Annotated in this window: 23 protein-coding genes; 6 read left to right on the top strand and 17 right to left on the bottom strand. The window is 69.8% G+C overall.

Features of this window, described 5'->3' with window-relative positions; genetic code table 11:
- Positions 1–118: 118 nt before the first annotated feature.
- Positions 119–862 (bottom strand): SDR family NAD(P)-dependent oxidoreductase, encoded by a 744-nt coding sequence (locus tag ACQEWB_RS15725; RefSeq protein ID WP_432831290.1) that lies wholly within the window; start codon positions 860–862, stop codon positions 119–121.
- Positions 863–958: 96 nt separating this feature from the next.
- Here ACQEWB_RS15725 and ACQEWB_RS15720 point away from each other — a divergent pair, with 96 nt between their 5' ends.
- Both ACQEWB_RS15720 and ACQEWB_RS15715 read left to right on the top strand, forming a co-directional pair.
- Positions 959–1,585, top strand: coding sequence for a TetR/AcrR family transcriptional regulator (locus ACQEWB_RS15720; protein ID WP_432831288.1), 627 nt, complete (start codon positions 959–961; stop codon positions 1,583–1,585).
- Between the two features lie 309 nt (positions 1,586–1,894).
- Entirely contained in the window at positions 1,895–2,296 is a 402-nt protein-coding gene (locus ACQEWB_RS15715) for a hypothetical protein (protein ID WP_432831286.1), read from the top strand.
- Here ACQEWB_RS15715 and ACQEWB_RS15710 read toward each other — a convergent pair.
- The 7 genes from ACQEWB_RS15710 to ACQEWB_RS15680 form a co-directional block, all read right to left on the bottom strand.
- On the bottom strand, positions 2,242–2,883 hold the full coding sequence (locus tag ACQEWB_RS15710; protein WP_432831284.1) for an O-methyltransferase: 642 nt from the start codon (positions 2,881–2,883) through the stop codon (positions 2,242–2,244). The genes ACQEWB_RS15715 and ACQEWB_RS15710 overlap by 55 nt on opposite strands.
- Before the next feature lie 6 nt (positions 2,884–2,889).
- Complete coding sequence (locus tag ACQEWB_RS15705) at positions 2,890–3,684, bottom strand: siderophore-interacting protein (protein WP_432831282.1); 795 nt, start codon at positions 3,682–3,684, stop codon at positions 2,890–2,892.
- Between the two features lie 68 nt (positions 3,685–3,752).
- Positions 3,753–4,466: a class II aldolase/adducin family protein gene (locus tag ACQEWB_RS15700; RefSeq protein WP_432831280.1), complete on the bottom strand. Its 714-nt coding sequence runs from the start codon at positions 4,464–4,466 to the stop codon at positions 3,753–3,755.
- Positions 4,467–4,558: 92 nt separating this feature from the next.
- Positions 4,559–5,350, bottom strand: a complete 792-nt coding sequence (locus tag ACQEWB_RS15695; protein WP_432831278.1) for an alpha/beta fold hydrolase — start codon at positions 5,348–5,350, stop codon at positions 4,559–4,561.
- 4 nt (positions 5,351–5,354) lie between these two features.
- Positions 5,355–5,786, bottom strand: a complete 432-nt coding sequence (locus ACQEWB_RS15690; protein WP_432831276.1) for a VOC family protein — start codon at positions 5,784–5,786, stop codon at positions 5,355–5,357.
- A gap of 37 nt (positions 5,787–5,823) precedes the next feature.
- Positions 5,824–6,306: a pyridoxamine 5'-phosphate oxidase family protein gene (locus tag ACQEWB_RS15685; protein WP_432831274.1), complete on the bottom strand. Its 483-nt coding sequence runs from the start codon at positions 6,304–6,306 to the stop codon at positions 5,824–5,826.
- 41 nt (positions 6,307–6,347) lie between these two features.
- Entirely contained in the window at positions 6,348–6,926 is a 579-nt protein-coding gene (locus tag ACQEWB_RS15680) for a hypothetical protein (protein ID WP_432831272.1), read from the bottom strand.
- A gap of 263 nt (positions 6,927–7,189) precedes the next feature.
- Here ACQEWB_RS15680 and ACQEWB_RS15675 point away from each other — a divergent pair, with 263 nt between their 5' ends.
- Both ACQEWB_RS15675 and ACQEWB_RS15670 read left to right on the top strand, forming a co-directional pair.
- The gene (locus tag ACQEWB_RS15675; protein WP_432831270.1) at positions 7,190–7,636 is read left to right on the top strand and encodes a PadR family transcriptional regulator; all 447 of its coding nucleotides are present in this window, start codon (positions 7,190–7,192) and stop codon (positions 7,634–7,636) included.
- A 189-nt stretch (positions 7,637–7,825) separates the two neighbouring features.
- On the top strand, positions 7,826–10,357 hold the full coding sequence (locus ACQEWB_RS15670; RefSeq protein WP_432831268.1) for a DUF6273 domain-containing protein: 2,532 nt from the start codon (positions 7,826–7,828) through the stop codon (positions 10,355–10,357).
- 70 nt (positions 10,358–10,427) lie between these two features.
- On the opposite strand, the gene ACQEWB_RS15665 is transcribed toward ACQEWB_RS15670, so the two are convergent.
- From ACQEWB_RS15665 to ACQEWB_RS15625, 9 genes are all read right to left on the bottom strand, one after another.
- Complete coding sequence (locus ACQEWB_RS15665) at positions 10,428–11,444, bottom strand: ABC transporter ATP-binding protein (RefSeq protein WP_432831266.1); 1,017 nt, start codon at positions 11,442–11,444, stop codon at positions 10,428–10,430.
- The gene (locus tag ACQEWB_RS15660; RefSeq protein ID WP_432831264.1) at positions 11,434–12,453 is read right to left on the bottom strand and encodes an ABC transporter ATP-binding protein; all 1,020 of its coding nucleotides are present in this window, start codon (positions 12,451–12,453) and stop codon (positions 11,434–11,436) included. The genes ACQEWB_RS15665 and ACQEWB_RS15660 overlap by 11 nt, the downstream gene beginning before the upstream one ends.
- A gap of 17 nt (positions 12,454–12,470) precedes the next feature.
- Entirely contained in the window at positions 12,471–13,367 is an 897-nt protein-coding gene (locus ACQEWB_RS15655; RefSeq protein WP_432831262.1) for an ABC transporter permease, read from the bottom strand.
- On the bottom strand, positions 13,364–14,353 hold the full coding sequence (locus tag ACQEWB_RS15650) for an ABC transporter permease (RefSeq protein ID WP_432831260.1): 990 nt from the start codon (positions 14,351–14,353) through the stop codon (positions 13,364–13,366). Before ACQEWB_RS15650 ends, ACQEWB_RS15655 begins: the two co-directional genes overlap by 4 nt.
- A 10-nt stretch (positions 14,354–14,363) precedes the next feature.
- Positions 14,364–15,923 carry an ABC transporter substrate-binding protein gene (locus ACQEWB_RS15645; protein WP_432831258.1) on the bottom strand — a complete coding sequence of 520 codons (1,560 nt, stop codon included), beginning with the start codon at positions 15,921–15,923 and terminating at the stop codon, positions 14,364–14,366.
- A 516-nt stretch (positions 15,924–16,439) separates the two neighbouring features.
- Complete coding sequence (locus ACQEWB_RS15640; RefSeq protein ID WP_432831256.1) at positions 16,440–17,258, bottom strand: ABC transporter ATP-binding protein; 819 nt, start codon at positions 17,256–17,258, stop codon at positions 16,440–16,442.
- Positions 17,259–17,271: 13 nt separating this feature from the next.
- Positions 17,272–18,054, bottom strand: a complete 783-nt coding sequence (locus ACQEWB_RS15635; RefSeq protein WP_432831254.1) for an ABC transporter permease — start codon at positions 18,052–18,054, stop codon at positions 17,272–17,274.
- Positions 18,055–18,058: 4 nt separating this feature from the next.
- Entirely contained in the window at positions 18,059–18,808 is a 750-nt protein-coding gene (locus ACQEWB_RS15630) for an ABC transporter permease (protein WP_432843839.1), read from the bottom strand.
- Positions 18,809–18,906: 98 nt separating this feature from the next.
- Positions 18,907–19,878, bottom strand: a complete 972-nt coding sequence (locus ACQEWB_RS15625) for an ABC transporter substrate-binding protein (RefSeq protein ID WP_432831252.1) — start codon at positions 19,876–19,878, stop codon at positions 18,907–18,909.
- Positions 19,879–20,111: 233 nt separating this feature from the next.
- Here ACQEWB_RS15625 and ACQEWB_RS15620 point away from each other — a divergent pair, with 233 nt between their 5' ends.
- Complete coding sequence (locus ACQEWB_RS15620; protein WP_432843837.1) at positions 20,112–21,491, top strand: alpha/beta hydrolase family protein; 1,380 nt, start codon at positions 20,112–20,114, stop codon at positions 21,489–21,491.
- 130 nt (positions 21,492–21,621) lie between these two features.
- Positions 21,622–22,425 carry a PaaX family transcriptional regulator gene (locus tag ACQEWB_RS15615; protein WP_432843835.1) on the top strand — a complete coding sequence of 268 codons (804 nt, stop codon included), beginning with the start codon at positions 21,622–21,624 and terminating at the stop codon, positions 22,423–22,425.
- Positions 22,426–22,430: the final 5 nt, after the last annotated feature.

Raw genomic sequence — 22,430 nt, 5'->3', positions numbered from 1 at the left:
GGACGGCGGCGCCCGGGATCCCTGTCGCGGCGGACACCGAACTGTTGAGGGCGATCGGCCCGGCGCTCATCAGAGGGCCGTCACTTCCCGGGGCCGGTCTCGGCCGCTGCTGTGGTGGTTATGCGGCGGTGCGGCCCGCGTCGGCGGCGAGGGTCGCACCGGTGAGATAGGCGGAGCGGTCCGTGGCGAGGAAGAGGACCACCTCGGCGATCTCGCGCGGTGTGGCGAGGCGGCCCAGCAATGTGGTCTTGGCGATCTGCTGGGCGGCGTCCTCGCCCAGGGTGGAGAGGACCATGTTGGTACGGGTGGGGCCGGGCGCGACGGCGTTGACGCGGACGCCCGCCGGGCTGAACTCCGCCGCCCAGGTGCGGGTGAGTGATTCCAGGGCCGCCTTGGTGGCGCTGTAGACGGACAGGCCGGGCATGCCGATCCGGGCGGCCATGGTGCTGACGTTGACGATGCTGCCTGCTCCCTTGGCGACCATGCCCGGGGCGAGGACGGCGGTGAGCAGGTAGGGGGCGCGGATGTTGGCCGCGAGCGCCGCGTCGAAGGATTCCAGGTCCTGGGACACGGTGGGCGCGACCGGGAAGGCGGCGGCGTTGTTGACCAGGATGTCCACATGGCCGGCCTCCGTGGCCAGGCGGTGCAGTGAAGCCAGGTCGGTGAGGTCGGCCGCCACGAACCGGGCCCGGCCGCCACGGTCCGCGATGGCGCGGACCACGGCGGCTCCACGGTCGCTGTCGCGGCCGGTGACCACGACGTCGGCGCCGGCTTCGGCCAGCAGCCCGGCCGCCTCGGCGCCGATACCGGCAGTCGATCCGGTGATGAGGGCGGTCTTGCCGGTGAGTTCGCGGAGTGCCATGGGTGGGTCCTTCCAGGATCCATAAATGGGTTGCGCAGCCCAGAGTGCAGAGCAAAAAATGGGTTGTCCAATCCAGAAATTGCTATGCTGCTGCGCATGACCACCCACACAGGCCGCTCAACTGCGCGGAAGCTGACCAGCAAAGGGCAGGAAACCCGGCGCCGGATCGTGGCCGAGGCCGCGCAGCTCATGTACGAGCGGGGAATCTCGGAGACGACCCTGGAAGACGTCCGGGCCGCCGCCGGAGTGAGCGGCTCGCAGATCTACCACTACTTCGCCGACAAACAGGCCCTGCTGCTGGCCGTCATCGAGCACCAGACCGAAGCCGTGCTGGAACTGCAGGCGCCGCTTTTCGAGCGCCTCGACACCATGGCGGGCCTGCGCGAGTGGCGCGACGCCCTGGTGGATCACCAGCGACGCATTCAGTGCCGCGGAGGCTGCCCGATCGGCTCCCTCGGTGGCGAGGTCGCGGAAAGCAACCCGCACGCCCGGTTCGCCGTGGCCTCGGCCTTCCTGCGCTGGGAAGAGGCCATCCGCACCGGACTGCGCGCCATGAGCGACCGCGGGGAACTGGACGCGGATCCTGACGACCTCGCCCTCGCCGTCCTGGCCGCACTCCAGGGCGGACTACTGCTCACTCAGCTCCAGCGCCAGGTCAAGCCGCTGGAAGTCGCACTGGACGCCATGCTCGACCACATCCAGAGTCGCAGGAAGGACACCTGACGCATACCACGCGGTCAGCGCCCGGATACTGATGAGGCTCGTTGAACTGCACAGATCCCCATCGAGGCCCGACCCTTTCCGGCCCTGGCCACTGCATGGCCCGCGGCCCGCGGTTCAGGTCCAGGTCCATGCACGGTCCGACGGACGATCCCGCTTTCTTGACGTCGGGGACGCGGCCGCTTCTGGGGTGAGTGTCCGACTCGTAGACCCCCAGGGGCCATCGAGGGGCCGCAAGGACAGGAACGCATCGACGGGCACGGCTGAGGACTGACACGGATCAGCCGCGTCCGACCTGGGAAAACGGCCAGGATGGGCATTGATCGGCAAGGACCGCCAAGATCCCCGAAGGACTCACAATCCGTCGGCCGTGGGTTCGAGTCCCACCCGCCCCTGGAGGCCGAGCTGAGGCTGTGGGCCGAGCGGTACGGCAAGCTCATCGTCGTCACCGGGTGCGGCGCCGACACCTACGCCGGCGCGCACGGCACGGTGCCCGGTCCGTGGATCGAGGAGTACCAGGCCGACCTGCTCGACATGCACCACCGGGTCTTCGACCGGGTCGACGGCAACAAGAAGGGCGTCTTCACCCGCGAACGGCGTCCCAAGGCGTACCGGGGATGCAGGAACGTTTTCTTCCGCGGGAGCGCTGTCCCGTTCCGTCAACCGGTCGGTAGGGAGATTTCGACGCGGGTGCCGAAGGAGACGGAGACGTAGTGGGCGTGTTCGTCCAGGTAGGTGCGGTAGCCGCGGGCCTCCGCGTTGTCGGCGACGATCGCGGCGGTGGGGGAGAGGTCCGGTTCCAGGAGTTTCAGGACGTCCACGTAGAGGTGGCCGGGGCCGTCCAGGAAGAGCAGGTCGACGGGGCGTGGGCGGCGGGCCCGGAGGGTTTCGCGGGCGTCGCCCAGGAGGATCTCCACCTGGTCGTCCAGGCCGGCTTCCGTCAGGGTCCGCATGGCCTGCTCCGCCTTGGTCGGTTCGGTCTCCGTGGCGATGAGACGGCCGCCTCCGTTGTCCCGCAGGGCCGCGGCCAGATGGAGTGTGGAGACGCCGAAGGAGGTCCCGAACTCCACGATGGTGCGCGCCTCGCGGAGCCGGGCGAGGAGATAGAGCAGTTCCCCGGTCTCGGGGGTGATCGCCAGATGTGCCTTGCGGGCGGCCGCCGAGTACTCGGGCGAGCCTTGCTGGAAGCCCTGGGCGAGCAGGGCCCGCCGCTCCTCGTGGAACTGCCGCTGCGTGCGCTCCGCGTCGGAGAAGAGCCGGGTGAGGAGCTGCTGGAAGGCGGGGTCGGTGAGCGTGGACATGCGTGCTCAGTCGTCCTCTCCGGTGTCGTGGTCGGAGTGGTTGGCGGTGTCGAGCTTCCAGTACGCGCGGGTGTGCAGGGTGACCGCGGACGGGGACGAGGCAGACCTCGCCGTCCGGGCGCCTTGGGCCAGCAGGTGGCGGCGGATCTCCCGCATCACGCCCGCCTCGCAGCCGACCCAGACCTCCGTGGGCTCCTGCGGGTACGGCATGCTCCTGACGGCTGTCAGCAACTGCTCGCCGGGCCTGCCGGATTCGGTGGTCCAGGTGACGTCCGGCTGAGCGGGGCCGGAGACATCGATCCTGTCGTCGAGGGCGACGACCTCGACGACCGCCTCCGCGCGGATGCCCGCGGGCAGCGACTCCAGGATCGAGGACATCGCGGGCAGGGCGCAGTGGTCGCCGATGAGCAGGATCCTGGACGTGTCCCCGCGCGGGAAGAAGCCGCCTCTGGCCTGGCCGGAGATCTCCAGCGGGTCGCCGGGGGCGCCGGCGGAGGCCCAGCGGGTGGCCGGGCCGTCGGCGTGGATGCCGAACTCGAGTGTCAACTCACCCCGGTCCGGGGCGAATTCGCGCACGGTGTACGTGCGCATGGCGGTGCCGCCGTCGGAGGTCGGGACGAAGACCTTGAGGTGGGCGCCGGGGCCGTCCGCGGTCCAGCCGGTCAGGTCGCCCTCGGCGCGGACCCGGACGAGACGGGGCGTGACCCGGGTGACGTCGGCGACCGTCAGCCGGCGCCGCGGCAGCCGTCCTCCTCTGCCGCGCCCGCCCCTGGTCATGCCGGAGGTCTGGGGGGTGGTCATGTGATGCTCCTGGTGTTCGGTGACGGGTGTGCGAGGGGTCGGCTGCGTGGCGGCCGGGCGCCGGGACGTCACCCGGCGGCGTCGAGGCGCCGTACGAGGTAGTCCCAGGTCCGTAGGAGGTAGCCGTCGGACTCGGCGTGGACGTATCGCTTGCCGGGGTTGCGGAGTTCGGGGGTGATGCCGCCGGCCGAGGCGGCCAGGATCTGGAGGCGGCAGGCCCGTTCCAGCAGGATCGCGGTGGTGACGGCGGTGGCCACGGTGGAGCCGACGGCGATGATGCCGTGGCCGACGAGGAAGAGGGCGCGCGCGTCGCCGAGGCGGTCGGCCACCGCGGCGCCGAGTTCCGCGGTCTGGACGAGGCCGACCGGCTCCTCGTAGCGGGGCACACCGCCGGCGAAGGGACCGGCGCCGTTGGAGAACGCGTACAGCGGTTGGCCGGTGGCGGCCAGTGCGATGGAGTACGGCGGGTGGCAGTGCACCACGCTGTCGATGTCGGGCCGGGCGCGCAGGACCTCGGTGTGCAGCGGGTATTCGCGCGGGGGCGGTCCCGAACCCGCCACGAGGGCGCCGTCGTGGTCGACGAGCGCGATGTCCTCGTACGACACCTCGTCGAAGCCGCGGCCGCCGGACTTGAGCCAGACGCCGCGTCCTTCGGGGTCGCGTGCGGAGACGTGACCCCAGACGGGGTCGCCGTGGTCGTCCGTGCCCAGCACATGGCAGCCGGTGACGATGTCGGCGAACGGGGTCTTGGGCGGTCGGTTGTCGGTGGCCAGTGTTCTCACCTCGGGCTTCGTGTCGCTCGGTGGCCGGATGCGCGGCGGCCGGGAGCGGGCGCTCCCGGCCGCCGGGTGGAGTCCGCGGGGAGGGGACTCGTTCAGGTCGCCTCGTATGCGCGGTCGAGGATCTCGTCGACCACGGAGTTGAACCGCCCGGGGTTCTCCCAGTAGTCCGAGTGCGGCGCGCCCTCGACGAGTCGTACGTCGGCCTCCGGGAGGAGTTCGCGCAGGCGGGCGTAGGCCGGCTGGTAGACCATGACGTCGGCGCCGCCCTCCAGGACCGAGATGCTGACGCCCGCCTCGATGGCGTCGCGCATCTGCTGGATGGAGACGGATCCCTGGAGGGAGTTGGCGAGCCGGTTGGGCCGGCCGGGGCCGGTCTGGTTGAAGCTGCCGATCTGGAAGAACAGGTGCACGCGCTCCGGCTCCTTCTCCTGGAACTCCTTGGTGAGCAGGAAGTCGGCCACGGAGAGGTGGCGGACCTGCTCGCGGCCCTTGGCGTTGAGCTCGGAGATCTCGTCGCCGACCGGGCCGAGGGTGCTCGTCATGACGATCCCCGCGATGCGGTCGGTGTGGTGAACCGTGAAGGACAGGCCGCTGTAGCCGCCGAGCGACTGCGTGACCACGAAGGCGCGGTCGACCCCGGCGTGGTCGAGCACCGCCTCGATCGCGGCCGGGTGCAGGCCGGTGTCGAACTTCCCGGACTTGATCAGTGAGAGACCGAAGCCCGGCAGGTCGATGGTGATGACCCGGTAGCGCTGCTGGAAGTGCGGGACCTGCTGGTACCAGGCGGCGTGGTTGCCGCCGCCGCCGTGCAGCAGGACAAGGGCCGGGCCCTCGCCCTTGGACTCGTAGTAGACGTCGCCGTCGTCGGTGGAGGCGTAGGGCATGCGGTCACCACTCCCGGCCGGCGTGGTGGGTGATCTCGACGTGGTGGCCGTCGGGGTCGTGGATCGTGGTGGTGCTGGAGTTGTTCTGCGGCCGGGTGTACGGCTCGTCGTAGGGGACGCCGAGCTTGTCGAGGTGGCCCAGGAAGGCCTGGAAGTCCTCCACCTCTATCGCGAAGTGGTAGTGGATCTTGGGGTCCAGGTCGCTGATCGGCGAGAAGTGCAGGTCGAAGTTGCCGTGGGTCATCAACAGGGCCTGGATCTGCGGTGCGTTCGCCGAGCCGGAGCGGCCGCGCGGGATGATGCGCCGCATCCCGAAGACCTTGCCGTACCACTCCTCCGTCCTGGCGGGGTCCGTGATGGGGAAGTTGACGTGGTGGATGCTGTGCGCGTCCGTGCTGTTGTCGAGCTCGGGGGACTGGTTGAGGTCGGGGCTCATGGGTTTCCCTTCGCTGCCTGAATGTCGTGATGGGTCGTCAGCGCGCCATCTTGATGGGGCCGGTGCCGCCGAAGCCGATGACCGAGTCGACGTCGACGATGACGGCGACGCCCTGGCGCTCGGCGTCCCGTTCGCGCTCCACCTGGGGGATCCCGGCGTAGACGGTGTCGTCGAGCGACGGCTCCACGCGGGCCCGCCCCTTGATCACGATGCGCCGGGCGCCGACCGAGGGGTCCGGCCCCTGCTCGGGGTCGTAGTAGAGGATCGAGACCGCGGGGTTCTCGGCCACGTCGACGGCCAGCCCCTCGTCCTGCTTGCGCACCCAGATGGCGACCTGGTCGCGCGAGTGCACGTGGATGCTGCCCCGGAACGACACGGACGGGGTGCCGTCCACGGCGACCACGGCCACCACCGCGGGCCGGCCGCGTTCCATGGCGCTGTTGAGCGAGGTGGCGATGTGTCCGGTGAGGTCGATCTTCTCCGCGGGCTTGTCGGGGGCGCCCGGAGGCCTGCCTGCCATGTCGTCTCCCAGTGGGGATCGGGGCGTTGTCTGGTTTGCGGTCAGCGGGCGTCGTCCGCCAGCAGGCGGTACAGCCGCTTGCGGGTCTCGTCGAGCAGGCGCACCGCCTCCGCGGGAGCTTCGGCACCGCCGTCGAGGGCCACCTGCCGGGCGGCGGCCGACGTCGCGTGGATCGCCTGCTGGAGGGCGAGCGTGCCTTCGCCGGGGAGGCCCCAGGGGGCGGCGGGGTCGTTCAGGCGGTCCGTGAACGCCGTGCCGGATTCGGTCAGTTCGTACGTCCGGCCTGCCGCGTCGGCGCCGTCCGTGCCGCGGACCAGCGCCTCGCTCTCGAGCTGCCGCAGCATGTCGTGGACGAAGGCCGGGTCGGAGTACCGCGGGCCGTAGCCGCGGGTCTGCAACGCCTGAGCCAACTGGCCGCCGCTGCGCGGGCCTTCGGCCTTGAGCAGGGTCAGCAGTACGCGCCGGCCGCCGCCGTAGCGCCTGCCGAAGCCGGGCCATCCGCCGCCGGCGGGGCCGTAACGGCCGTACGGGAAGCGGCCGCCGCGACGGCCCCGGCGGCCACCGCCGCCGTATCCGCCGCGGAAGTATCCGTACGGCATCGGGAAGTCTTCGCTGTACACGTCATCTCCCTTCGGTGTGTCGATGATATATCGCTAACGATCGCTGTCAAGGTTGGCGATAGCGAGGGCAAGGCTTGCGGATTCAGCGTCGTAGCAGGTGTTGACGGTGGCGGCCGGAGGTTGTAGTCGCCGTGTTGCCGACGGTTTCCCTGCTGATACGATGCCGATATATCTATGGCCGAAGAGCGGCGAGCTCCTCGAGACTGTGATGAGGCGGAATGCGCAGCAGGGGAAGTCACGACCGTGGTGGTGAGGGTCGCCGCATGCGCCGGGGCAGAGTCCCCAGCCTTCTTCTCGCCGCGCTGCTCGACGGGCCGGCGCACGGCTACGAGCTGATGGACCGGCTCGAATCCTCCAGCGGCGGCACCTGGCGGCCGAGCCCCGGGTCCGTGTACCCGCTGCTCCAGTCCTTCGAGGACAGCGGGCTGGTCGAGGCCAGTGAAGTGCAGGGCCGCCGTATCTTCGCGCTGACGGAGGCGGGCCGGGAACAGGCCCTTCGGGGCCGGGACGGCGAGGGTGCCGAAGGCGGGCCGGCGTCCCACAACAGCGAACTGCACTCCTCCTCGCCGCTGCGCATGGAGATGGAGCGGCTGAAGAACGCCGCTCGCCAGGTGACCTCCGCCGGGGTCCCCCCTGAGCGCATGGACGAGGCGATCGCGGCCGTCCGCAACGCGCGGCAGACCCTGTACCGCATCCTGATGGACCAGTAAGTCCCTTTCCTTCCCTTCCTGTTCCCCTCTTGTTCCCCTTTGCTCCCTTTCCCGTGCCGGATTTCCCGTGCCGGAGCGAAGGCGTCCGCAACCGTTGACACACGTTTTCGCCAACACTACGTTGACGATCGCTCGCTAGCGTTAGTGATAGGTCGTGATAGTCGACAACCGCTCACCGAGAGGCGGGAAATGCCCAGAACAGTGCGAAGGTGTCCAGCCGTACTCACCACGCTGGCGCTCGCCGGGGCCCTGATGCTGCCCGGCGTGCAGGCATCGGCCGCGGATGCCCCGACCGCCACGTACAAGATCCAGTGGTTCAAGGGGACCAGGTCCGGGACGTACCCGGCGCAGGCCGTCTCCAGTGAGACGCGCACCGGCACGGCGGGGGAGAAGGTCCGGCTCACCCGCGACGACCTCGACGCCCCGCGCGGCTACGAGCTGGACAAGAGGAACACCACCGTCAGGTCGGTGACCGTCGCCGCCGACAACTCGACCACCATCTCCGTCTACTTCAACGCGGACGAGAAGGCGACCGATCTGTTCCAGCGGGGCAACCTCCTGTGGACGACGACCACTTCGGGCGACCCGAACAACGACGGGAAGTTCCTGAGCTCCACCACGGCCCGGAACAACCTGAAGGCCATGAAGTACTGGTACGAGTCGGCGAAGCTCGGCGACATCGGCGCCCTGGACGCGGTCGTCAACTACACCTACTACGAGCGCGGCGGATTCGTGCGGGACGACGAGTCCAACATCTACACGCCGTACTACGGCGAGAACATGGGCAACAACATCAAGGGTGAGTCGGGCTGGTCGGTCATCCGCCGCTTCGGGCTCAAGGCGGTCCACTCGGGCCTGGCCAACCTGAAGAGCCTCGACAACAGCGGCACCGCGCAGTCCGACATCTACCACGCCCTCGCCGAGTCGTACGCGAACGACGAGATGAAGGCCGTCTACCCCGAGATGATCGACTACAAGGCGTCGCTGCCGTACTACCTGGCGGCCGCGAACTCGGAGGGTGACTTCAAGGGCTGGCGGTATGTGGCCGAGCTCTACTGGTTCGGCCGTATCGCCCCCGACAGCGGGACGACCGCCGGCGAGGAGGCGCTCCAGTACATGGAGAAGGCGGCCACCGGCTACGACTCCACGAACTACCTGAAGAACGACGCCACCGCCAACGCCTATCTGGGCTTCTGGTATCTCAACGAGAGCGGCACCGGTCCCGACCTGCCCATCCCCGCGGGTGAGACGAAGGTGTCGATGGCGCTGAAGTACTTCACCCGGGCCGAGGACATCGCCGACCACGGCACCATCCGCAAGATGCAGGAAGCGCTCGAGAAGCTCGCGGAGATCTACGAGACCGGCGAGAACGAGGCCTCCGGCGGGCCGACCGCTGCGGATCTCGACAAGGCCCTCGCGGTGGACAACCACATGCTCGGCGCCGCGTACTACCCCGGCACGCAGAAGTACGTGGACGCGGCCGCCAGGGTCCGGGCGAAACTCGCGGCCATGGCTGAGGGCGGGAAGACCGCCGTCGTCCACAACGGCGCGCCCGTCACCCTCGACAGCCCCGCGACCGTGCAGGACGGCGAGGTCATGGTCCCGTCGACCGCACTCAAGTCGCTCGGCCTGACGACCGAGTACGACGAGGCGTCGCAGACACTGACCGCCACGAACGCCGACACGACGCTCAGGCTCACCGCGGGCAGCGACCGCGCGGTCGTCGTGCACACGGACGTCATGATGGACGCCGCCGCGCAGGTCGTCGACGGTGAACTGTTCGTCCCGCTCCTGTTCGTCGCCAAGACCGTCGGTCTCGACGCGAGCTACGACGCCGCGGTCAACACGGTCTCGCTGAGCGACCCGGCCGCGCCGGCGGTCAGCTCCGACTTCGACAACGGCGGCAACGCCGTCGTCACCTTCGGCGGACGCGACTGGATCGTCCTCGCGAAGAAGGACGACCGTCAGCTGATCGTCGCCGAGGACGACCTCACCGACGCCGCTTACAACAGCGCGTACAACCCGACCACGGGCCAGGCGCTGTACACGACTTGGGAGAACAGCGAGCTGCGTTCCTACCTGAACGGCACCTTCTACGACTCCTTGAGCGCCGACGACCAGGCGAAGATCATCGGCACCCGCATCGGCAACACACCGAACACCGACTACAAGACGCTGGGCGGAAGCGACACGACGGACAAGGTCTTCGTGCTGTCGCAGCAGGAGTACGAGACCTACGTCGGCGACGACCAGACGCTGGTGAGCACCCTGAACTCCGGTGGTTCGGGCTGGTGGTGGCTGCGGACGCCCGGCGTGGACCAGCGCTACGCCGCCTTCGTGAACTCCGCGGGCTTCCTCGCCTCGTACGGGCGCCTGGTGACCAACCCGCTCGGCGGCGTACGTCCCGCCCTGTGGATCAAGATCCCGGCGACCGACCCCGGCACCCACCCCACGATGACGGTCACCCGGACCGGTGCGCATCAGCTCACCGCGACCTTCGACCGGGCCCTGGACGCCGCGTCCGCGTCCTTCTCGATCGTGAAGGACGGATCGCCGCTGGACATCTCGTACTTCAAGTGGGCCGAGGACTCCAAGTCCGTGGTCTTCACGACGGCGGACGAGGTCACCGACGGCAGTTACACGGTCGACATGGCCAATGTCAGCAACGGAAGGACCCTGAGCGGAACGCTGGTGATCGGCGCCGCGGGTGCCGGTGGATGACGGAGGAAGAACCTGCTGAGGGGCTGTCCGGCCGATGCCGGACAGCCCCTCCTGGCTCGGGGACGAACGATCAGCTCCGGTCCGGTGCCGTGTCCGTCGCCGCCTCCGTCGTCAACGGGAAGTGGCAGGCCGCGAACCTGCCCGGCCGCACCTCGCGGATCTCGGGCTCCACCCGCGCGCAGAGCTCCTGGGCCAGCGGGCACCTGCCGCGGAACCGGCAGCCGCTGGGCGGTGCGAGCGGGGAGGGTACGTCGCCCTGCAGGGGGGAGCCGGCGAACGGCTCGTCCGGATCCGGCAGCGGTACGGACTCCAGCAGCGCCCGTGTGTAGGGGTGGGCCGGATCGTCGTAGACCTCGACGGAGTCGCCGAACTCGCAGACCTTGCCGAGGTACATGACCATCACGCGGTCGCTCACCGACCGTACGACCGCGAGGTCGTGGGCGATGAAGACGATCGTGAGGCCGAACTCGGGCTTCAGCTTCTCCATCAGGTTGAGGATCTGCGCCTGTACCGAGACGTCCAGCGCGGACACCGGTTCGTCGCAGATCAGCAGCTTCGGTTTCAGGGCCAGGGCGCGGGCGATGGACACGCGTTGGGCCTGGCCGCCGGAGAGCTGTCTGGGCAGGAGGTCGGAGAAGCGGTCGGGGTCCAGGCCGACTTCGGTGAGCATGTCCGCCACGAGCCTGTCCCGCTCGGCGGGTGGTGCCCCGGCGATGGCCAGGCCCTCGGCGACGATCTCCCGCACGTGCCGGCGGGGGTTCAGCGACCCCACCGAGTTCTGGAAGATCATCTGCATGTCGCGCCGCAGCGACCGCAGCTTCTTCCGGTCGGCGCGGTCGATGCGTTCGCCGGCGCAGGCGACCTCCCCGGAGGTCAGCTCGCCCAGTCTGAGGACGGCCCGGCCCATGCTCGACTTGCCGCACCCGGACTCGCCGACGATGCCCAGTGTCTCGCCCGGCAGGACGTCGAAGCTCACGTCGGAGACGGCCCGCACCGTGCCCCCGCGGGTGTGGTGCTCGACCACCAGGTTGCGCACGCTCAACAGGGCTTCGGCGCCCCGCAGATGTGCCGTTCCGCTACCGGCCATCGTGATCGTCCTTCGCTGTGGCAGGGGCCGCCACCGGGTTGGCGCACGCCACGTGCCGGCCATCGGCGATCTGGAGCATCCCGGGGCCCAACTCGTGGCAGCCGGCGGACGCGTGGGTGCAGCGGGCCGCGAAGCGGCAGCCCGGGGGCGGGTCGAACGGGCTCGGAAGGGAGCCCGGGATCAGTGGGAAGAGGCTGTGCCGTTCGTGCGCGATGGTGGGTGTGGCGGCCAGCAGGGCCTGCGTGTAGCGATGGCGGGGGGTCTCGAACACCTGCCGGGTGGAGCCGGTTTCGGCCAGGCGGCCCGCGTACATCACCGCGATGCGGTCGGTACGGCCCGCCACCAGGGGGAGGTTGTGGCTGATCAGGATCATCGACATGGCCCGGTCCCGCTGCACGCGGCGCAGCAGGTCCAGGATCTGGCGCTGGACGGTGACGTCGAGGGCGGTGGTCGGTTCGTCGGCGATCAGCAGCTCGGGCTCGCAGGCGAGTGCCACGGCGATCATCACCCGCTGGCACATCCCGCCCGACATCTCGTGCGGATAGGCGCGCAGCCTGCGCTCCGGATCGGATATGCCCACCTCGCGCAGGAGTCGAACGGCCCGGGCCCGGGCTTCGGACCTGCCCAGGCCGAGGTGCTTGCGCATGCCCTCGGTGAGCTGGCGTTCCACGGTGACCACCGGGTTGAGGGAACGGCTCGGGTCCTGGAAGACCATGGAGATCTGCGGGCCCCAGATCCCGCTCATCGCCTTGCGGGGCAGACCGATCAGCTCCTGTCCCTTGAATCGGACGGACCCGGACCGGTCGCCGCGGCGGGGCAGCAGACCCATGATCGCGCGGGACATGATGGACTTGCCCGAGCCGGACTCGCCGACCAGCCCCATGGCCTCGCCGTGGCCGAGCGAGAACGACACGTCGTCGACGGCCTTCACGACACCGCGTCGGGAGCTCAAGTACGCGCGCAGGTTGGTCACTTCGAGCAGCGGTTGGCTGTGCACGGCCTCCGTCACCCCTTTCCTTGCCGGACTCAATGCCCGACCGACTTGTCGAAGCGGTTCCTGAGGCCGTCGCCGATCTGGTTGAGGGCGAAGACGGTGAGGAAGATGGCGGTCGCCGGCACGAACACCAGGAAGGGCTGGTCGGCGATGGAGTCCTTGGCCGCGTTGATCATGCCGCCCCAGGAGGGGCGGGGGGCCGGGATGCCCAGCCCCAGGAAGCTGAGCGAGCCCTCCGCGACCACGACGTGTGAGAGCACGATCGGGAGGTAAGAGGCCAGCGGCGGCAGGACGTTGGGCAGGATCTCCCGGAACAGGATCCGGGTGTCGCTCGCGCCGAGCCCCTTCGCCGCCCGCACGAACTCCCGCGAGGACCAGGCCAGCGTGTGCGCGCGGGCCAGACGGAGGAACTGTGGGACGCCCATGACGCCCATGCCGACGACGAGGGTCCTGACGCTGGGGCCGTAGATGGAGGCCAGGGCCAGGAGCAGCACCAGGCCGGGGAAGGCGAGCATGACGTCGGAGAACAGCACCACGACGCCGTCGAACCACTTCCGGAAGTAGCCGGCGAGCATGCCGAGCACCGTGCCGACCACGAAGGCGATCAGACAGGCGGCGGCGCCGACCACGAGGGAGACGCGGGCCCCGTAGACCAGTCGCGAGAGCATCGACCGGCCGAGGCCGTCCGTGCCGAGCACCGTCGACAGGGAGCCGAAGTCCGGTGCCGTGTGCGGTGATCCGATCGGGATCGAGTACGACGGCAGCGGGAGCAGCGGCGCCAGGACGGCGAGGCCGATGATCAGCACGATCCAGGTTCCGCTGAGCCAGTTGAGGACCGACCTGCGCGCGGTCAGCGGGGTGACGTCCGGGAGGCGTGTGCCGTCGGCGGGCATCGGCGCGGCCTCCGTCCGGGGTTCCGTGGCCGTCATGCCGCCGCCACCCGCCTGACGCGGGGGTCGACCATGCCGTAACCGATGTCGGCGAGGGTGTTGACCGCGACGCAGACGATGCCGGTGAAGGCGACCATGCCCTGCACCATGATCACGTCACGGGTGCCGATGGAGCTGATCAGGAGCTGGCCCAGACCCGGCAGCGAGAACAGCGACTCCGCGACCGCCGTCGCGCCGACCAGTCTGCCGATGCTCAGGCCGACCATGGTGACCAGCGACAGGGACGAGGGCCGGAACGCGTGCCGGAACATGACGTACAGCGGGCTCATGCCGCGGGCGCGGGCCGCGTTGACGAAGTCCTCGCCGAGGGTGGTGATCAGGTCGGTGCGCAGCAGCCGGTGGAAGGCCGCGACCTCCACCAGGGCGATGGAGAGCGCGGGCATGACCGCCGACCGGAGGTTGGTGCCGAGGTCCTGGCCGATCGGGGTCCAGCCCATCACCGGGAACCAGCCCAGCCGTACCGAGAGGAAGTAGATCAGGACCGGACCGGCGATGAAGGCGGGCACGGAGAGGAACACCGAGGAGACCGCGGTGAGGGCGCGGTCGAGGAGGCTGCCCGGCCAGGCGGCGCACAGTACGGCGAACACCACCGCCAGCAGGAGGGCGAACAGCACTGCCAGCAGGGTGAGTTCGAGCGTCACCGGTATGCGGTCGGCGATCGCGCCGCCCACCGGCTGGTTGGTGAGCGGCGAGGTGCCGAGGTCTCCGCGGACCGCGTGGGCGAGCCAGTCGCCGTACTGTTGCAACACCGGCTTGTCCAGGCCGAGTTCGCTGTTGAGCGCCGCCACGTTCGCGGCCGTGGCGTTCTGGCCGAGGATCACCTCGGCGACCGAACCGGGGGCGCCGGCCATGAGGACGACGAGGGCGAAGGTCACCAGGAGCATCACCAGCACGCCCCGGCCGGCCTTCCGTACGACCGACCAGGCGGTACGGCTTCGTTTCGTCAGCTTTGTTCGGTTCGTCAACGTTCCTCGCTCACTTGGTCAGCCACAGTTCCGCGGGGAGCGGCGAACCGGACCCGTCGAGCACGACTCCGCCGACCTTCTTGGTCACCGCGGCCTGCGCGGTCCGGGCGATGAGGATGGCGGGGTCGAGGGCCGCGAGCCGCTCGGAGACCGTCCGGTACGCGGCGGCGCGGTCCTTCTCCGAGGTCGCCGAACTGCCCTTCTGGAGCGCCGCGTCGAGCTGGGCGTCCGCGATGAAGGACGCGTTGCGGGGCGACTTGCCGGAGAACGCGGCGGACAGCGCCGGCTCCGGGTCGAGGAAGAACGCGGTGGACGTCAGCATGTCGTACTGCTTCTGGCCGTAGACCTTGCCGGACTCCGACCAGTCCACCGTGTTGATCTTCACGGTGACGTTCTTGTACGCGCTGAGCTGCGCCTGCACGGCCTCGGCCAGGGCCTTGTCGGTCGGGAAGGTGGTGAAGGTGAAGGTGACCGGTTTGCCGTCGGCGGCGAGCTGGTCGAACAGCTTCTGGGCCGCCTGCTTGTTGTACGTGTGCAGGGCTATGTCGTTGTAGTAGGGGCTGTTCTTCGGGAAGAGTCCCGCCGCGGTCTCCGCCTTGCCTTCGTAGACGGCCGAGTTGAGCGCGTCCACGTCGAGCGCCTCGCTGACCGCCTGCCGGGCGCGTACGTCGTTGAAGGGCGCCCGCTTGGTGTTCAGCGTCAGGAAGCGGCCGCCGCCGGAGGGCACGGTGGTGACGGTGAGGCCCGCCGCCCGGTCCTTGCCGACCGCCTCCCAGTCGGTCTCGACCCCGAGGTCGGCGCCCCCGCTGGTCAGCGTGTTGACCCGCTGCTGGGCGTCGGTGGCGGTGGTCAGGGTGATGCCGTCGAGGTAGGGCTTCGGAGCGTCGTAGTACGACGGGTTCCTGACCAGGGAGAGGGCGCCGCCGCGCGTCCAGGACCGGAGGGTGAAGGGGCCCGCGCCGATCGGCCTGGCGTCGAAGGAGTTCTTGCCCTTCTTCAGCGCGGCGGGCGAGGCGATCCAGTTCATCGCGGTCGTGACGACCTGCTCCCCGTAGAGGGGGGTCGGCCTGTTGAGCGTGACTTCGAGGGTCGTCGCGTCGACCACCTTCGTCGACTTCACCACGGAGGCGTACGGCTGGGAGTCCGAGCCCAGGCCGGGGTCCTTGATGCGGTCCCAGTTGTACTTCACGGCGGCCGCGTCGAGCGCGGTGCCGTCGGAGAACTTCAGGCCCTTCCTGAGGGTGAGCGTGAAGGTCGTACCGCCGTCCTCGCTGGAGAAGCCCGTGGCCATCCGGTACTCGATGGCGCCGGTCTTCTGGTCGGTGACCATCAGGGTGCCGTAGAGCGCGTTGCCCAGGAACGCCGTGCCCTGGAGGGTGTTCTGGAGCAGGGCCGGATCGAGGTTGCGCGGTTCGCTGATCTCCACGGCCCGCAGGGTGCCGCCCGTCACCGGCTTTCCGGTCGCCGCCGAACTCCCGCTCTCCGTAGTCCCGTTGGACTCGCAGGCCGCCAACAAGAATGCGGTACAGCAGCCGGCGATCGCGATGCGGACTCTTTTGTTCCTGATCATGACTACCTCTCGAAGACGGGACGTCCGGAAGCTGAGGGCATGGGGAAGCGACGTCGGGTGCCGACTGCCTGCGCATCGCGGCCTGGCCGACGGCATGGCGTCGGCGGGCGGCGCGGCCGACTCCTGACCAGTCGGCGGCATCGAGGGAAAAGCACTGCGACGTGAAGCGGCTTGACGCCGGAAACAGTGACAACCCCGCCCGAGAGATGTCCAGGGTGCTGACAGACCTTCTTCGGGATGGGCGGCGCAAGCATAGCTTGCCTATCACGATAGGTCTCTAAATACGACACCGGCGGGGCGCGGAGGAAGCTGCTTCCTCCGTGCCCCGCCTGCTCGTTCTCATCTCGGCCCCGCCCCCTTGACGGGACGGGACAGCTGCTTAACGATACTTAGCGATAGTTCAGACCGACGCCTGGACGGCCCCTGACCGGACGCCCGGGCACCCGCACGCCGTGGGCGACGAAGCCCGCGAGCAAGGAGATGGCATGCCGGGACGGACCAACCGCGGCGCGGTGATCACGAGACGATCGAGTCCGCGATGCTCGGGACGGGTGCCTTGGTGTCGCCGCTGTGGTGCTTGGCACGCTGGATCTGTTCGTAGACGTGCGAGCGCAGTTCGCCGAAGCGGGTGCTCGAACGGGTGTGCAACTGGTCGCGCTCGTCGGGCAGATCGATGGTCAGGTCCTCCAGCACCACGGTCGGCGACTTCGACAGGATGATGGTCCGCTGGCCGAGGTAGACCGCTTCGTCGATGTCGTGGGTGACGAACAGGACGGTGACGCCCAGCTCGCGCCACAGCCGCCGGATCAGGTCCTCCAGATCCGCGCGGGTCTGCGCGTCGACCGCGGCGAACGGCTCGTCCATGAGCAGCACCTTCGGCTCGTAGGCGACCGCGCGGGCGATCGCCACGCGCTGCTGCATCCCGCCGGAGAGCTGCCAGGGGTAGGCCTGGTGGGCGTCGGCCAGGCCGACCACCTCCAGGGCGTGGTCGACGAGTTCACGCTCGCGCGCCCTGCCGAGCTTCTTGTGGCGCAGCGGGAGCCCGACGTTGTCGCGCACGTTCATCCAGGCGAACAGCGAGCGGCCGTACTCCTGGAAGACCACCGCCATGCCGGGCGGCGGGCCGGTGACCGGGCGGCCGTCCAGGCGTACTTCGCCGCCGGTGGGGGTGAGCAGTCCGGCCATGCACTTCAGCAGGGTCGTCTTGCCGCAGCCCGACGGGCCGACCAGACAGACCAGTTCGCCGGCATCGATGTGGAAGCTGAGACCACGCAGCGCCTCGACGGTGCGGTTGCGTCCGGAATACGTCTTCTGCAGATCGCGTACGTCGAGCATCGACGTCTCCTTCTCAGGTGTTGCGCTGTGCGTGGCGCAGGCCGTGGTACCAGGCCAGGACCCGGTTCTCGGCGAGGCGGAAGAGCAGCGAAAGGGCGAAGCCGAGCAGGCCGAGCAGCAGGATGCCGCTCCACATCTCGGGGATGGCGAAGGTGCGCTGGAACTGCACGATGGTGAAGCCCAGTCCGTTGCTGGCGGCGAACATCTCGCTGATGACCATGAGGATGATCCCGATCGACAGCGACTGCCGCATACCGGTGACGATCTGCGGGCTCGCCGAGCGCAGCACCAGATGCCACAGGCGGGCCGGGCCGGTGATGCCGTAGGAGCGGCAGGTGTCGCCGAGCACCTCGTCGACGGCGCGGACGCCCTCGACCGTGTTGAGCAGGATCGGCCAGACGCAGCCGCAGGCGATGACGATGACCTTCATGGTGTCGCCGATGCCCGCGAACAGCATGATCACGGGCACCAGCACCGGGGGCGGGACGGCGCGGAAGAGCTCGAGTACCGGCTCCAGTACGTCCCTTACGACGCGGTGCGTGCCGACCACGAGACCGAGTCCGACACCGACGACGACGGCTAGTAGGTAGCCCGCGGTGAGCCGCAGGAGGCTCGGCAGGACGTCGGCCCTCAGCCGCTCGCCCGTCCACACCTCCCCGAACTTCCGCAGGACGGCGGAGAGCGGTGGGACGTAGAAGTCGGTGCTGCCCGCGGTGGCGAACCACCACACGGCGAACAGGACCGCGGGCAGACCCAGAACGAGCAGGATCCGTCGGCCCGTCGCGAGAACGTTCATCGGGTCATCCCTCCGTGCGCCGCGACTGGTGCCAGTGCAGCGCTCGCCGCTCGACGGCCCGTGCCGCCAGGTTGATCGCGACCCCCAGCAGCCCGGTGACCAGCACCAGCGCGTACACGCGGGGCACGGCGCCGGAGGTCTGGGCGATCGCGATCTCGTGGCCCAGGCCGGGGGAGCCGATGACGAGTTCCGCGGTGATCGCGAGGACGAGTGCCACGGCGGCCGCCAGTCGGATGCCCGTCATGACATACGGCAGCGCGGTGGGCCACAGGACGTACCGGACCCGTCCCCAGCCGCCGAGTCGGTAGCTGCGGGCGGTGTCCTCCGCTACCGGGTCGACGTCGTGCGTGCCGGCCAGCACCTGGACGAGGACCTGCCAGAAGGAGGCGTACACCACCAGCAGCAGCGTGGACCGGAGGTCGGTGCCGTAGAGCAGCACCGCGATCGGGATCAGTGCCACCGAGGGGATGGGGCGCAGGAACTCGATGGTGGAGGCGGTCACGGCGCGCAGCACGGGGACCGAACCGATCACCACTCCGGCCGCCACACCGGCCACGACCGCGATGGCCAGGCCCAGGCCCCAGCCGGTGAGGGTGTCGCCGAGAGCCGTCCAGAACCCGCCCTCGCCGAGCAGTCGCCCGAGCGTGCGGCCGATCTCCGAGGCGGGCGGAAGGTAGTCGGCCGAGACCGCGCCGGTGTGGGGCAGCACCTCCAGGACCGCCACCAGACCGGCGAGCCCGGCGAGCCCGCGCAGGGCGGTGACGGTGCCCGGGCCGCGCCGGGCGGGGGGCCCGCCGGGACCGTCACCGGTCCCGGCGGGCTTCGTCTGCGGGGCTGCGATGGCCGAAGGGGTCACTGGAACAGCGCCGTCAGGTCGGGCTTCTTGTCGCCGAAGATGCCGTCCTGCTCGCCGAGCGAGGCCAGCTTCTCCAGGGAGGCCATGTCGTACTCGGCCGGCCAGGACGGCAGCGTCAGGTCCTTGAGCACCGTGGCGTCGATCTTGGTGTACGTGGTGATGGCCTGCCGTGCCTCGTCCGGGTGGGCGGTGGCGTACTTGAGCGACTCGGTCATCGCCGCGGCGAAGTTCTTCACCAGCGTGGGGTTGGACTTGGTCAGCTTCGTGGAGGTGAAGTACGCCGTCAGCGTGAGCTTCGGGTCGGTCTCGGCGAACGGCGAGGTGACGACCCGGTCGCCCTGGGCCTTGGCGATCGTGAGCGCGGGCTCGGCCATCCAGGCCGCGTCCACCTGGCCGCTGCTGACGGCGGCCGGCATCTGGTCGAAGGCCAGCTCCACGAACTTGACCTTGGAGGGGTCGCCGCCGTCCTTCCGTACGGCCTCACGGACGGTGGTGTCGCCGATGTTCTGGAGGGTGTTGACCGCCACCGTCCTGCCGGCGAGGTCCTTCGCGGACTTGATCGAGCTGTCCTTCTTGACCGCCACACCGCTGACGTCGGTCGTGGTGTTGCCCGTGGTGGCGTCCCCGTTGGCCACCGACGTCACCGGAACTCCCTTGGTCTGGGCGATCATCAGGGACGTCGTGTTGCTGAACCCGAACTGGAACTGCCCGCTCACCACACCGGGGATGATGGCGGCGCCGCCCTGGGCGCTCTCCATCTTCAGCTCGATGCCGCGGCTGCTGAAGAAGCCCTTCTGCTGACCCAGGTACAGCGGTGCCACATCCACGATCGGGACGATGCCCACCTTCACCTGGGTGGTCTTGCCCGAGGCCGATGAACCGCTGGTGTCCGCGGACGAGGATCCGCATCCTGCCGCACCGGCGGCCGTGACCACTGCTATCGCAAGCCCGAGAATGCGCCGTCGCATGGGGCTCCTCCTGACGGAAAGGGTGAATGAGGACGATTCGCCTGCGTAGTCGTGCGCTGAATCAGGCGAGTTGAGGGGGGTGACCCGTCGGGGCCGAGATGAGTCCGGGCGGCTGGTGGGCCGCGGCGACCGTCGATCTAGAAGTTGTGCATCTTCTTGACGGCCGCAATGTACACGCCTACCTTCGCGGTGTCATGCCCCCGGACAAAGGAGTCCGCTTCGTGAAGTCCCGCATGCGCAGACACTCACTCGTCGCCCTGGCGGCCCTCCTGCTCGCCGCACCGCTCGCCCCGGCGGCCGAGGCGGCGACGACCGACACCCATGTCGAAGGCACGCTGCCGTCCGGTGCGACCTATGTGATGGACCGGCCCGCCTCCTGGAACGGCACGGTCCTGCTCTACAGCCACGGCTACAACCCGGCCGGGGTGCCCAACCCCGCGCACGACGCCCCCGACGACACCACCAAGTCCCTTCTGCTGAAGGAGGGTTACGCCCTGATCGGCTCCTCGTACGCGAGCGACGGCTGGGCGGTGACCGAGGCGGTGCCGGACCAACTCGCCACCCTCGACGCCTACACCTCCCGCTTCGGCCCGGCCCGCCGCACCATCGCCTGGGGCACCTCCTACGGCGGGCTCGTGACCTCGGCCATCGCCGAACGGCACCCGGACCGGATCAACGGATCACTGTCCATGTGCGGCCTGCTCCAGGGCGGTGTGGCCAACTGGAACAACACCCTCGACCCGGTCTTCGCGCTCAAGACCCTGCTCGCCCCCGGCGCGGACATCCCCCTGACCGGCCTGGGGAGTCAGGCGGCGGCTGCCCGGGCGGCCGACACGCTGGCCACAGCGGTGACCGGCGCCCAGAACACGGCTGCCGGCCGGGCCCGGATCGCGCTGGCCTCCGCCCTCCAGGACATCCCCGGCTGGAACGACCCCTCGCAGACCCTGCCGGGGCCCACCGACTGGGACGCCCAGCAGGCCAACCAGTACCAGGCGCTCATGCTCCAGGTGAGGTTCCCGGCCTTCTCCTGGCGGCAGGAGGCCGAGAGCCGGGTCGGCGGCAACATGTCCTGGAACACCGGCGTCGACTACGCGGCCATGCTCCACCGCTCGCCCCTGTTCAAGGAGGTCGGCGAGCTCTACCGAGAGGCCGGCCTCTCCCTGAGGGCGGACCTCGGCACGCTGAACCACGCCCCGCGGATCGCCGCCGACGCCGGAGCCGTCGCCACGATGGCCCGCACCAGCTCCTTCACCGGCAAGCTGACCAAGCCCCAACTCACCATCCACACAACGGGAGACGGCCTGATCCCGGTACCGGCCGAGAGCGCCTACCGCCGAGCGGTCACCGCCGCCGGCTCCGGCCCCCTGCTGCGGCAGGCCTTCGTCGACAGCGCCGGCCACTGCAACTTCAGCAGCGCCGAGCAGGCCGCTGCCCTGCACACCCTGGAGGCCCGTATCGCCACCGGCCACTGGCAGGGCACCGACCCCGCCGACCTCAATGCCCGGGCCGCGCAGGAGGACTCCTCCGTGCCCGCGCGTTACGTGCCCTACCACCCGGCCCCCTACCCGCGCCCCTATGACCTCGCCCACCCGGCCGACCGGTACCGGCCCTGAGCCAGGGCCGCCCGCCGTGTCCACGGCGGGCGGCCGTACCCTTGCCGACGTGACGCTCTCCCAGGTCAACCCAGCCGACACGGACGCCGGGGACTCCGGCGCCGCCCCGGAATCGCCGGCCGGGCCGCAGCTGCGCCCGCAGTCGCTGCTGCTCGCCTTCTTCGGCGACCACGTCCTCGAAGAGGGGCCGCTGGGCGTGTACTCGGGCAGCGTCATCGACGTCCTCGGACGTGTCGGGGTGGGCGAGCAGGCCGTCCGCTCCACCCTCACCCGGATGGTCAACCGCGGCCTGCTGCAACGGCGTCGGCAAGGGCGCCGGATGTACTTCGGCCTGACCCCGCACGCGACGCAGATCCTCCACAACGGCCGCACCCGCGTCTGGCACACCAGCGCCGTCAACGACGACTGGGACGGCACCTGGACCCTGCTCGGCTTCTCGCTCCCCGAGGCCTGGCAGCGCCAGCGCCACGACCTGCGCTCCCGGCTCACCTGGTCCGGCTTCGGCCCCCTCTACAGCGGACTGTGGGTGGCCCCGGGCGACATCGACATCTCCGGGATCGTCGCCGAACTCGGCATCGCCGCCCACGTCAAGATCTTCCACGCGCACGCCGACGCGGCCACCGACGTCGACGTGATGATCCGGGACACCTGGGACCTGGAGACCATCGCCGCCCGCTACGCCGCCTTCGAGAAACGCTGGATCACCCACGTCGGCGACCACGCCGGCGACCCGCTGGCCGTCCATCTGCGCCTGGTCGCCGAGTGGTTGGGCACCATCCGCACGGACCCCCGGCTGCCCGCGCGGCACCTGCCGTCCGACTGGCCGGCCCGCTCGGCGGAGGCGACCTTCCGGTGCATCGCGCAGCAGACCGCGGAGCCGGCCCGCCGGGTGGCCGCCGAACTGCTGGAGACCACGCCGCTGGAGCCTTCCTGACGGTG

The sequence above is a fragment of the Streptomyces sp. CA-249302 genome, assembly GCF_050936785.1.
Taxonomy (GTDB): domain Bacteria; phylum Actinomycetota; class Actinomycetes; order Streptomycetales; family Streptomycetaceae; genus Streptomyces.
Note: the sequence above shows the minus strand (reverse complement) of the source record. Positions and strands in the feature narration are given on the sequence as shown.

Bases quoted from the DNA above. Each gene is read 5' to 3' on its own strand.
- ACQEWB_RS15725 (WP_432831290.1), bottom strand. From the start codon at position 862: ATGGCACTCCGCGAACTCACCGGCAAGACCGCCCTCATCACCGGATCG.
- ACQEWB_RS15720 (WP_432831288.1), top strand. From the start codon at position 959: ATGACCACCCACACAGGCCGCTCAACTGCGCGGAAGCTGACCAGCAAA.
- ACQEWB_RS15715 (WP_432831286.1), top strand. From the start codon at position 1,895: ATGGGCATTGATCGGCAAGGACCGCCAAGATCCCCGAAGGACTCACAA.
- ACQEWB_RS15710 (WP_432831284.1), bottom strand. From the start codon at position 2,883: ATGTCCACGCTCACCGACCCCGCCTTCCAGCAGCTCCTCACCCGGCTC.
- ACQEWB_RS15705 (WP_432831282.1), bottom strand. From the start codon at position 3,684: ATGACCACCCCCCAGACCTCCGGCATGACCAGGGGCGGGCGCGGCAGA.
- ACQEWB_RS15695 (WP_432831278.1), bottom strand. From the start codon at position 5,350: ATGCCCTACGCCTCCACCGACGACGGCGACGTCTACTACGAGTCCAAG.
- ACQEWB_RS15690 (WP_432831276.1), bottom strand. From the start codon at position 5,786: ATGAGCCCCGACCTCAACCAGTCCCCCGAGCTCGACAACAGCACGGAC.
- ACQEWB_RS15685 (WP_432831274.1), bottom strand. From the start codon at position 6,306: ATGGCAGGCAGGCCTCCGGGCGCCCCCGACAAGCCCGCGGAGAAGATC.
- ACQEWB_RS15675 (WP_432831270.1), top strand. From the start codon at position 7,190: ATGCGCCGGGGCAGAGTCCCCAGCCTTCTTCTCGCCGCGCTGCTCGAC.
- ACQEWB_RS15670 (WP_432831268.1), top strand. From the start codon at position 7,826: ATGCCCAGAACAGTGCGAAGGTGTCCAGCCGTACTCACCACGCTGGCG.
- ACQEWB_RS15665 (WP_432831266.1), bottom strand. From the start codon at position 11,444: ATGGCCGGTAGCGGAACGGCACATCTGCGGGGCGCCGAAGCCCTGTTG.
- ACQEWB_RS15655 (WP_432831262.1), bottom strand. From the start codon at position 13,367: ATGACGGCCACGGAACCCCGGACGGAGGCCGCGCCGATGCCCGCCGAC.
- ACQEWB_RS15645 (WP_432831258.1), bottom strand. From the start codon at position 15,923: ATGATCAGGAACAAAAGAGTCCGCATCGCGATCGCCGGCTGCTGTACC.
- ACQEWB_RS15640 (WP_432831256.1), bottom strand. From the start codon at position 17,258: ATGCTCGACGTACGCGATCTGCAGAAGACGTATTCCGGACGCAACCGC.
- ACQEWB_RS15635 (WP_432831254.1), bottom strand. From the start codon at position 18,054: ATGAACGTTCTCGCGACGGGCCGACGGATCCTGCTCGTTCTGGGTCTG.
- ACQEWB_RS15625 (WP_432831252.1), bottom strand. From the start codon at position 19,878: ATGCGACGGCGCATTCTCGGGCTTGCGATAGCAGTGGTCACGGCCGCC.
- ACQEWB_RS15620 (WP_432843837.1), top strand. From the start codon at position 20,112: ATGCGCAGACACTCACTCGTCGCCCTGGCGGCCCTCCTGCTCGCCGCA.